Annotated in this window: 11 protein-coding genes; 7 read left to right on the plus strand and 4 right to left on the minus strand. The window is 67.1% G+C overall.

Features of this window, described 5'->3' with window-relative positions; translation table 11 throughout:
- The first annotated feature begins 3 nt into the window (after positions 1-3).
- On the plus strand, positions 4-828 hold the full coding sequence (locus ACIBD9_RS06950; RefSeq protein ID WP_396715248.1) for a hypothetical protein: 825 nt from the start codon (positions 4-6) through the stop codon (positions 826-828).
- 139 nt (positions 829-967) lie between these two features.
- On the opposite strand, the gene ACIBD9_RS06955 is transcribed toward ACIBD9_RS06950, so the two are convergent.
- Genes ACIBD9_RS06955 through ACIBD9_RS06965 form a run of 3 tightly spaced genes read right to left on the minus strand, consistent with a single transcriptional unit; the run spans position 968 to position 1,802 of the window.
- Complete coding sequence (locus tag ACIBD9_RS06955) at positions 968-1,264, minus strand: hypothetical protein (protein ID WP_396715250.1); 297 nt, start codon at positions 1,262-1,264, stop codon at positions 968-970.
- Positions 1,261-1,512, minus strand: a complete 252-nt coding sequence (locus ACIBD9_RS06960; protein WP_396715251.1) for a hypothetical protein — start codon at positions 1,510-1,512, stop codon at positions 1,261-1,263. Before ACIBD9_RS06960 ends, ACIBD9_RS06955 begins: the two co-directional genes overlap by 4 nt.
- Positions 1,509-1,802: a DivIVA domain-containing protein gene (locus tag ACIBD9_RS06965; RefSeq protein WP_396715253.1), complete on the minus strand. Its 294-nt coding sequence runs from the start codon at positions 1,800-1,802 to the stop codon at positions 1,509-1,511. The genes ACIBD9_RS06960 and ACIBD9_RS06965 overlap by 4 nt, the downstream gene beginning before the upstream one ends.
- A gap of 111 nt (positions 1,803-1,913) precedes the next feature.
- Between ACIBD9_RS06965 and ACIBD9_RS06970 the strand changes: the two genes are divergently transcribed.
- The 4 genes from ACIBD9_RS06970 (at position 1,914) to ACIBD9_RS06985 (ending at position 5,419) form a co-directional block, all read left to right on the plus strand.
- Entirely contained in the window at positions 1,914-2,894 is a 981-nt protein-coding gene (locus ACIBD9_RS06970; RefSeq protein ID WP_396715255.1) for a helix-turn-helix domain-containing protein, read from the plus strand.
- Positions 2,887-3,081: a DUF397 domain-containing protein gene (locus ACIBD9_RS06975; RefSeq protein WP_396715257.1), complete on the plus strand. Its 195-nt coding sequence runs from the start codon at positions 2,887-2,889 to the stop codon at positions 3,079-3,081. The genes ACIBD9_RS06970 and ACIBD9_RS06975 overlap by 8 nt, the downstream gene beginning before the upstream one ends.
- 420 nt (positions 3,082-3,501) lie before the next feature.
- A complete protein-coding gene (locus ACIBD9_RS06980; protein WP_396715259.1) occupies positions 3,502-4,833 on the plus strand; it encodes an ATP/GTP-binding protein in 1,332 nt (443 codons plus the stop codon).
- Complete coding sequence (locus ACIBD9_RS06985) at positions 4,814-5,419, plus strand: RloB family protein (RefSeq protein ID WP_396715260.1); 606 nt, start codon at positions 4,814-4,816, stop codon at positions 5,417-5,419. Before ACIBD9_RS06980 ends, ACIBD9_RS06985 begins: the two co-directional genes overlap by 20 nt.
- Before the next feature lie 346 nt (positions 5,420-5,765).
- On the opposite strand, the gene ACIBD9_RS06990 is transcribed toward ACIBD9_RS06985, so the two are convergent.
- Positions 5,766-6,593, minus strand: coding sequence for a DUF3152 domain-containing protein (locus ACIBD9_RS06990; RefSeq protein ID WP_396715262.1), 828 nt, complete (start codon positions 6,591-6,593; stop codon positions 5,766-5,768).
- Positions 6,594-6,858: 265 nt separating this feature from the next.
- On the opposite strand from ACIBD9_RS06990, the gene ACIBD9_RS06995 reads away from it, so the two are divergent.
- Together ACIBD9_RS06995 and ACIBD9_RS07000 are read left to right on the plus strand one after the other, a co-directional pair.
- Positions 6,859-7,299 (plus strand): hypothetical protein, encoded by a 441-nt coding sequence (locus tag ACIBD9_RS06995; RefSeq protein WP_396715264.1) that lies wholly within the window; start codon positions 6,859-6,861, stop codon positions 7,297-7,299.
- Positions 7,300-7,430: 131 nt separating this feature from the next.
- A partial coding sequence (locus ACIBD9_RS07000) for an NB-ARC domain-containing protein (protein ID WP_396715266.1) occupies positions 7,431-9,359 on the plus strand: 1,929 nt, incomplete at its 3' end.

A 9,359-nucleotide genomic window follows, 5' to 3' on the forward strand; every position in this document is an offset into this window, starting at 1 on the left:
TACGTGTCACTTTGGAAGAAACCCGCTCTGGTGACGATCTCGGCGCTCACCGCGTTCGCTGTCTCCGCCTGCGGCGTGACGTCCGGCGCGTCCGACGAGCCGACGCAGCCGAGCGTCCTGGAGCTGCTGGCCAGTGATCTCAAGGGGTCGCTGCTGAAGACGGCCGAGGCCACCAACAAGACCGACTCGGTGACCGTGACGATGACGGGCACGATGGGCGGCGAGAAGATCTCGATGCAGGGTTTCCTGGACCTGGGTGACCCGCTCAAGGCCGAAATGAAGATGACCAACAGCAAGGGCGCCACGACCGTCCGGATGATCGGTGCCGTGATCTTCACCGAGGTGCCAGCGGAGGCCCGCACGGCTACGGGCGGAAAGCGCTGGATGAAGATGGACCTGACTGGTCTGAGCGAGATGGCAGGCACGGGCTTCAGCAAGCAGTTCGAGGACGTGGACCCGGTCAAGCAGGTCAAGACGCTGCTCGCCATCGAGGGCACGACGGTGGTCGGCCAGGAGACGGTGAATGAGGTGCCGACGGTGCACTACACCGTCACCACTCCGGTGGCGACCTACCTCAAGCAGATCGACGCCATGCGCCGCGACGCCACCGAGCAGACGCTGGCCACGCAAGGCGTGAAGGAGCTCAAGCTCGACCTGTGGGTTGACGAACAGTACCGGCCGCGCCGGGCCGGCATGGTCATGGGCGAGATGGGCGACATGGTGATCGACTACACCGACTACGGCAAGGCCGTGACCGTCGAGACGCCGCCGCCGGCGGAGACCACCGACTTCGCCGAGATGCTCAAGGGTCTGAGCACCGACAGCTGATCAGAAGTGGAGTGCTGCCCGGCTGGCGAGGAGACACCTCCTGGCCGGGCAGTGCCGTCCCCGGGACCGAGCGGACAGCCCAAATCCCGAAAGCGAGTCTGATTCCGGGCAGATCTCCGCTCATCGTGCTACAGCGCACTTAGCCGGATTCGAACATCGGATCCTCGATCGCCTTCAGCAGCGGTCGGGATGCCACATGCGGCCGCCCGCCGACCACGAGCTGCGCCCGCCGCCGGCCGAGTCGGCCGCAGCGATAACAGGGGTACGCGACGGTGCCCGCGCCGCGACACTGCTCGCAGCTCCGGTACGCCTCCCGGCGCGGTCCAAGCGCGTCGGCATCGGCGAGGAACCAGTCGCCGTAGGTGGTGCAGCGGCACGGTTTTAGGCTGAAGGTCATCCCGTCGCAGTCCGGGCAGACGACGACGGGCGCGGTCACCGGCACCGCCGGGCCGCGCAGTCACCATCGTGTTCCACCCGCCGCACGCACCGCCGACCGCCATCGAGGGGCAGGTCGCAGAACACCCGATGGCGTACGCCCTGCGCGTCCTCGGCGGACACGGTGGTCTCACCGGCGTCCACTTCGGTGAGGAAGGCCAGGGAGCGGGCCAGGGTGCCGGCGAACTGCTGGGCGGCCGGCAGGTCGGCAGCGGTGAACGGCAGGTGCGCCACCCAACGGGCGCTCACCGGCGGGCCGCCAGATCCTCGCGGGCCCGCTGGGACTGCCAGCGCTTCAGCGCGTCCTTGATCCGCTCAGTTTCCCGCCGGTTGCTGCCCAACGCCGCGTACACCTCGGCGAGATCGTGGGCGACGCGGTCGAGGAACTCGGCGACCTCCACGGCGTCCACGCCACGCCGGCCACGCCGGGTGAACTGGCGCCCGCGGACCTGCCAGGGCTTCAGGGGTACGTAGTTGGCCGCCCGATAGGGCGCCGGCCGGGGTGGCTCGGCCCGGAGATGACGGAGAAACGCGCGCACGAAGCAGCACCACCCTTCCTCATATTTGATCGACGTTCACCGGCGCGGGAATTGCGCGTCCATCGCTGTTGTCGGACCAATCTTGTAAGGTCGGAAGCACCATCGCAATGAATGTCGACGCACACTGTTCCGCTATTTGTGCGCAACATTCCCCTGTTGCAGAACGGCTGTCGGGATGTTGCAAAACTCAACAGGAAGGAGAGCCGGGTGGCCGATGACGTGGGCTCGACGGTGCCCCGACGCCAGCTCGGCAGGGCGCTGCGTGACCTGCGCACCGAGGCGGGAGCGCCCCTGGACGCGGTCGCCGAAGCGCTGGAGTGCAGCCGCCAGAAGGTGTGGCGGATCGAGAGCGGGCTCGGCTCGGTGCGCGGCGTCGACGTCCGAGCGATGTGCGAGCTGTACGGGGCGACGGGCGAGCTGACCCGGGCGCTGACTTCCCTGGCCGGCGCGACGAAAGCGAAGGGCTGGTGGCACGCGTACGGCGACGCCGTCCCGGAATGGTTCGAGCTGTACGTCGGCCTCGAATCCGCCGCGTCGAAGCTCCGCTTCTACAAGAACAGCCTCGTGCCGGGCATTCTGCAAAGCCGGGACTACGCTCGGGGCATCTACCGCATTGACCAGCCCGACATGGGCGAGGACGACCGGGAACGGGCGGTCGAGTTGCGCCTGCAACGGCAGTCCCTGCTGACCCGCCGCCTGCCGCGAGCACCGCAGGTGCAGGTGGTGCTCTGCGAGTCCGTACTCCTCCGGCCGGTAGGCGGCCCCGAGACCATGGTGGATCAACTCCACAACCTGCTACGGCTGACCCGCCTACCGAACATCTCGATTCGCGTGTTACCCCTGATCGCGGGGCCCCACCACGGGACCGTTGCTGGCGAGTTCGTGCTCCTTGATTTTCCGCTCGGCAACCGAAGCACGCCTGAGCCGCCGTTGGTTTACAGCGAGGCGATCACGGGCGCTCTCTACCTCGACCGTCCGAACGAGTTCGCGACCTATGAGAAGGTCTGGTCGAGCCTGCTGTCGCTCGCTCTTGATGAGGGACAATCGTTCCAACTGATCAACAAGGTCATCGGGGAGGTTCACCATGGTTGACCTGACGGGCGCTTCCTGGCGCAAGAGCACCCGCAGCGCAGGCAACGGCGGGGAGTGTGTCGAGGTTGCCGACAACCTGCCCGGCATCGTCGCCGTCCGCGACAGCAAGGACCCGCACGGCCCGGCCCTCACCTTCTCCCCCACCGCCTGGGCGAGCTTCGTGCGTTCGGCCCGCATCTCCCGCTGAGGCTTGGTGGGTGTCTCGGGGTCTCCTGGACACCCACCCTCCTGGCATCAGGCGAGTTCCGTCTGGCGCGGGAGTCGGCGCGCCACCAACACACCGCACAGAAAGAGCAGCAGCAGTCAGCTACCGGACAGAACCGCCCAGAGGGCCGAACCGGCGATGCCCGCATCCCTGACCGGCAACTCGACTCGGCCGCGGCGGGTCCCACGACCACCGACCGGTCACGCCTTTGGGTCGTCGTGCCTTCGCCAATCGCCTACCAGCGCAGGCCCGAGTTCGATGCCTCCCACGGCAAGGATCGGCAGGCCGACGGTTGGCAGCCATCGGGAGGGATGACCCCTGGCGCGCCCTGCCTCTCAGGCCGTTCCGCGTGGTTTACTCGCAGGGAACGGCCGTAAGGCCAAGAAACAAGAGGGCACAGCCATGTTGTTGAGTTTCCGCTTCGCCAACCACCGGTCCTTCCGGGACGAGCAACAACTCAACCTCACGCCGGCCTACCGAGGTGGTGACCCAGGGCCGGCGGTCCGAGTGGTCGGCATCTTCGGCGCCAACGCCTCTGGTAAGTCCAACTGCCTGGACGCTCTGGCATTCATGCGCCGCTTCGTGATCTTCTCTGATCGGGATGTCGAGCCAGGGCTTGGCGTGGCTCGCGAGCCGTACCGGATGACCGTCGAATCGCTCGAAGCCCCGTCCCACTACGTCGTCGACCTCGACCTGAACGGGGTACGGCACACGTACGGGTTCGCCCTCGACAACGACGGCGTCGTCGAGGAGTGGCTCTACCACTATCCGCTGAAGAGAAAGCGGCGAGTCTTCGAGCGCAACGGCGACACCTTCGCCTGGGGCGAAGACTCGAACCAACGCCTACTGCTGGAGCGGATTGCTGAGGTCACCGCCCCCACCGCACTCTTCGTCAGCACCATCGCCCGCTTCGATCACCGGCAATCGGCACCAGACGAGCCGGGGAGCGAGCCACTGCGCGCTGTCTACCGGTGGTTCCAACGCATGTCTACGCGAAGCCAACCCCATGTTGGGGGAAGCTATCGATCCGGTTGGCCGCAGAGCGATGCCAGCCGGCGCACCCTGGTCGACTTGTTGCGGGCGGCCGACGTGGGGATCGTCGATGTGGTCGAGGTGACCAGCACGGTGACCGACGAGCAGCCCATGCTCTTCCGGCCCTCAGACTTGGGATTGGAACCTGCCAACGAACGAAGGATGCTCCGAAACGGACGCAATAGGGCGAGCCGGGAGCGGAAGCGGTTGAAGTTCGCCCACCAAGGGCCGGCGGGCGAGGTCCAATTCGAGTTGGCCGAAGAGTCGACAGGGACCCAACAGCTACTCGGGCTCGCAATCGAAGCCGCCGATGTCCTCAGCCAGGGCGGCACCATGTGCGTGGACGAGATAGACGCCAGCCTGCATCCACTGCTCACCGCGAAGCTCATCGGCCTGTTCCAGTCCACCGCGTCGAACCCCCGGCACAGTCAGCTCATCTTCACCAGTCACGACGCAGCTCTGCTTGGCACCATCGACACCGAAGAGATCCTGCACCGTGACGAGATCTGGTTCGTGGAGAAGGACGCCGGTGGAGCATCCACCCTGTACCCGCTGACAGACTTCAAACCGCGCAAGGAGGGCGAGAACCGCCAACGGCGATACCTCAATGGCAACTACGGCGCGGTTCCGGACCTTTCGACGTATCTGTTCGAGCAGGCACTCGCGGCACGAGGACCGGTGGATGGCGAAGCGACAGACTGACCAGCAGCAGCGCAAGGGCCGGGCAGGGATCGGCACGACCCGCGAGACCGACCTTCGTCGCAAGGTCTCCACCAGGGAGCAGCGGAAAACCATCCTCGCAGTGACGAACGGTGAAGCGACTGAACGGGTTTACCTCGAAGGACTCCGGCGTGAGCCGTGGCTTGAGCACCGCCTCGTCGTGGCGGTGGAGAAGGGCTCGCCCATCGACGCAGTGCGAGGCGCTGCTCGACGGCGTGACGACAACGACTTCGACCAGGCGTACGTCGTCTGCGACGTCGACCACTACCCACCCGAGATCTCAGAGCGAGAAGCGCGACAGCATGCCGTGACGCTTCTCTGGTCGAAACCCTGCTTCGAGGTCTGGCTCATCCTGCACTTGGACTTGTGCACCCGTTACCTGGACGACGCCAAGAGAGCGGAGGCATTGCTCCGCAAGTACCTGCCTCACTGGGACAAGACCAGGCTTGACTTCAACGACTTCCGCAACGGCATCGAGGCGGCCATCGAACGGGCACAGACGCTGCCCCCACCGCCTGCCGCAAACCCGTCAACCGCGGTTTGGCGGTTGGCGCTGGCGCTTCGCTGATGGTGGCAGCGCTCGGAGCGCTCGACCTCAAGCGATCGCTACGACGTGGCCGATCACCAGGAAAGGGGCGCCTGTGATGCCGACGATCCTGGCCGGGCGGCAACCCGTTCGATCAGCAGCGCCTGGGGGCCGGCGGGAGCACCGCTGGCAGAGGGGGGCCCCTCCGGACGACAGGCGGCATCAGCGATCTCGGCGCCGAGCAGCGCGCGAGGTCTGCAGGGTCTCACCACCGCCAGCTGATCAGTTGCGCGTTCGGCTGGGCTGGGCGTCACGCCGGGCCCGTCCGTTTCGTTCCCGTGCTGCCGGTCCGCCCGGGCTCGCAGTGATCACCGCGAGATCCGTGCGGTCAGGATGGTGCCCATGGTCCGCTGACGAACTGCCCGTCGCCGACGAACGGGCTGACGTTCGGCACGCACCCGCCCAGGCCCATCGTCTGGGTCATCATGACCGGGGCCGGCTTGCCGCGTCCACCGCACTTCATGTGGGCGAAGCCGAGGAAGTGACCGAACTCGTGATTGATCACGCCGGCGTGGTAGTCGTCGATGCTGACCGGGTATCCCGGTGACCCCTGAAGCCAACGCCGCAGGTTGATCATGATGGTCTTGCCGTACTTGCAGGAGTAGACGCCCTCGGTGTCGACACCGCTCGCGCCGCAGAGTCTGTCCACTGTCCTGGGTGTCGCGAGCCGCACGTCGACGTCGACAGTCGAGGTGCCGACCCGCTGGAAGGACCAGGACGCCCGGGTCAGGTTCACCGCCGCGTTGCTGACCGGGTGCTGTGCCGACGTGGCCCACCCGTTCGGTGCGGCCAACACCTGCTCGATGCTCGCGGCGAACCGGTCCGGCTTCCAGGCGGGGACGTCACCCCAGGCGATGCCCTTCTCCACCGAGACGCTGTAGCGCACCCGCTTCTTGCCCTTGCCGATCACGCGACCGGTGCCGGTGGCGGTGGTGAAGGTGCCTGCGGCCCTGGTGGGGATCTGCTTGTCGGTCGGGATCTTCGGCCGCGGGCTGGAGGCTGGAGTGTCGCTGGGGCTCGGGGCCGAGTTCTGCGCGGTCGGGCCGGAGCGTGGGACCTCGGCCGGCCCGGACGCCGGTGTGGAGAGGCCACAGGCGGCGGTCGCCAGCACCACTGCCAACGAGATCGGCACGAGCAGCCGTCCGTTGATCCGCACGTCGAAACCTCCAGGAGCAATCACGGGTGAGTGAGGAACACCGGAAGGCTACGTGACTGACTGTAAGGAAAGCCTCAGCATGATTCGCAGTGACACCTGGCCGTATGCGCACAGAACAGCCACGTCATCCTCGGCCATGCACACGGCATAACTACACACCGTAAATCATGACTTACCCACACACACCGAACCGCCGAGATTCCACCGTGTGCATTCGGTAGCTACCGTAGGTCGAGACCTGCTGGACGTTGACGGGAGTGTCGCTGTGCTTGAGGGCTGGATCCTGTCGGCGGTAGCAGCAGGCGGGTCGGCGCTGGCTGGCGCGGTTGCCACCGACGCATGGCAGTCAGCGCGGACAGGGGTGGCCGGGTTGTTCGGCCGCGCGGGGCAGCGACGGGCCGAGTTGGCGGAGGTCTGGGCGGATCAGACGGCCGCGGAGATCGCCTCGGCACCGGCCGGGCAGCAGGTTGCGGTTCGGCAGCGGCTGGCGCTTGTGTGGCAACAACGGCTGGCTGATCTCGTGGAGGAGCATCCGGAGCTCGGTGACGAGTTGCGAATCTGGGCGGCAGACCTTCGCCGGCGGTTGCCCGCGTTGCAAAGCGACTGGGTGAACACCTTCATCGCCAGCGACAACGCGACGCAGTACAACGCACCGGGCGGCTCGATCACGGTTACCAATCGTCTGGAGGAGCGACCCGCATCGTGAGCGAGACCGCCGAGCGGGCTGGGGGTGATCGGTTCGAGTCACGTGGCCACGCGCACCAGTTCAACGCACCAGACGGGACGATCAACGTCTACCACGATGACCGTGGGTCCCGTCTGGTGCGCCGTCCGTGGATGGCGCCGCCACTGGTGGCGGGCATGGTTGCCCGGCCCGAGCTGGCCGAGCCGCTGCTGGAGTTGGTAACCGGGGACGTGGACCACCCGATAGCGGTGACCGGAGTCCACGGCACGGGCGGGTTCGGGAAGACGACTCTGGCTGCCTGGTTGTGCCATCAGCGGCGGGTACGGGACCGGTTCCGGGGTGGCCTGCTCTGGGTCACCGTCGGCGAACAGTCGATTGGCGCCGAGTTGGCCGGCCGGGTCAACAACCTGATCGAACATCTCACCGGCTCGCGGAGCGGGTTTACCGACCCGGTAGAGGCGGGGCATCGGCTGGGTGCGTTGCTGGACAGCCAGCCGGATGAGGTTCTGCTGGTTGTCGACGATGTATGGAGGGCCGACCAGTTGGACCCGTTCCGCCAGGGTGGGACGCGGTGCCGCAGGCTGGTCACGACTCGCCAGCGCGGACTAGTGCCGGCCCGGTCCAGCGTCTGGGTCGACCAAATGTCCACGGTGCAGGCGGAAGCGCTGCTAACCCGCGACCTTCGCGATCCACCGCCCGATCTCGTCGCCCGAGTCCTGTCGGCGACCGGTCGCTGGCCGGTGTTGCTCGGCATCGCCAATCGGACCGTGGTCCGCCATGTCGAGGACTACGGCGCCACCGTGGCCTGGGCGCTACGGGACATCGCGGATCGGCTCGTCGAGGAAGGCCCGGCTGGCTTCGACTTCGACGACGTTGCCCGCAGCGGCCGCGCGGTGGAGACAACCGTGCGTGCCGGCTTGGACCTCCTCGATCCGACTATCAGCGACCGATTCATCGAGCTAGCGATCTTTGGCGAGGACGTCGACATACCACTGTCGGTGCTCAACCTCCTGTGGGCCAAGACCGGCGGCCTGACAGCGCGTGGCACTCGGCGAGTCTGCGCGATCCTGGCCGGAATGTCGCTGCTGCTGCAGTACCAGGCCGAAGAGGGCACCATCCGGCTGCACGACATCATCCGGTCCTACCTGCTGCGAAACGCCACAGACGCGGGCCAACGGAAGCGGCTGCACAATCTGCTCGTTGCGGCAGCGGCGCCGCTGGCCGCGCCGGCAACCGACACCGCCACGGCCTGGTGGACGCTGTCGGCCACGGAGGACTACCTCGTGACGCACCTGGCCGAACACCTCCATGCCGCCGGCCGCCACGACGAACTCGCCGCCACCGTCACCGACCTGCGGTGGGTCATCACTCGCCTGCAACGCCACGGCCCCGCCAGCGTCGAGACCGACCTTTCCCGCGTCGACACCACCACAGCGGACGTACTACGCAGAGCCATCAGGCAAAACAATCACCTGTTGGCCCCCACCGACCCACCCGAGGCCCTCGGCAACGTGTTGGTCGGCCGGCTCGACAGCGAAGCGCACCTCGCGACGCTACTGGCCACCTACGTGCCAACCCTTCCGCATCCGCGGCTTGCCAACCGGTGGCCGCCGCCCGACCTCCCCCACCCCGCCCTCCAACGCACCCTGACCGGCCACCTCAGCGGGGTGGTCGCATTGGCGGCGGCACCGGACGGAGGCTGGCTCGCCAGCGCCGGAAACGACAGGACAGTACGCATCTGGAACCCCACCACCGGCACCCTCCAACACACCCTCACCGACCACATCGGCTGGGTGCGGGCACTGGTGGCAGCAGGCGACGGATCCTGGCTCGCCAGCGCCGGACACGACGGAACCGTACGCATCTGGAACCCCACCACCGGCAACCTCCAACACACCCTCACCGACCACATCGGCTGGGTGCGGGCACTGGTGGCAGCAGGCGACGGATCCTGGCTCGCCAGCGCCGGACACGACGGAACCGTACGCATCTGGAACCCCACCACCGGCAGCCTCCAACACACCCTCACCGGCCACACCGCAGACGTCTTGACGTTGGTGGCAGCACGCGACGGATCCTGG

Origin of the sequence: Micromonospora sp. NPDC050784 (genome assembly GCF_044456765.1) — a bacterium.
Lineage (GTDB): Bacteria > Actinomycetota > Actinomycetes > Mycobacteriales > Micromonosporaceae > Micromonospora > Micromonospora foliorum.

Bases quoted from the DNA above. Each gene is read 5' to 3' on its own strand.
- ACIBD9_RS06970 (WP_396715255.1), top strand. From the start codon at position 1,914: ATGTCGACGCACACTGTTCCGCTATTTGTGCGCAACATTCCCCTGTTG.
- ACIBD9_RS06975 (WP_396715257.1), top strand. From the start codon at position 2,887: ATGGTTGACCTGACGGGCGCTTCCTGGCGCAAGAGCACCCGCAGCGCA.
- ACIBD9_RS06980 (WP_396715259.1), top strand. From the start codon at position 3,502: ATGTTGTTGAGTTTCCGCTTCGCCAACCACCGGTCCTTCCGGGACGAG.
- ACIBD9_RS06985 (WP_396715260.1), top strand. From the start codon at position 4,814: ATGGCGAAGCGACAGACTGACCAGCAGCAGCGCAAGGGCCGGGCAGGG.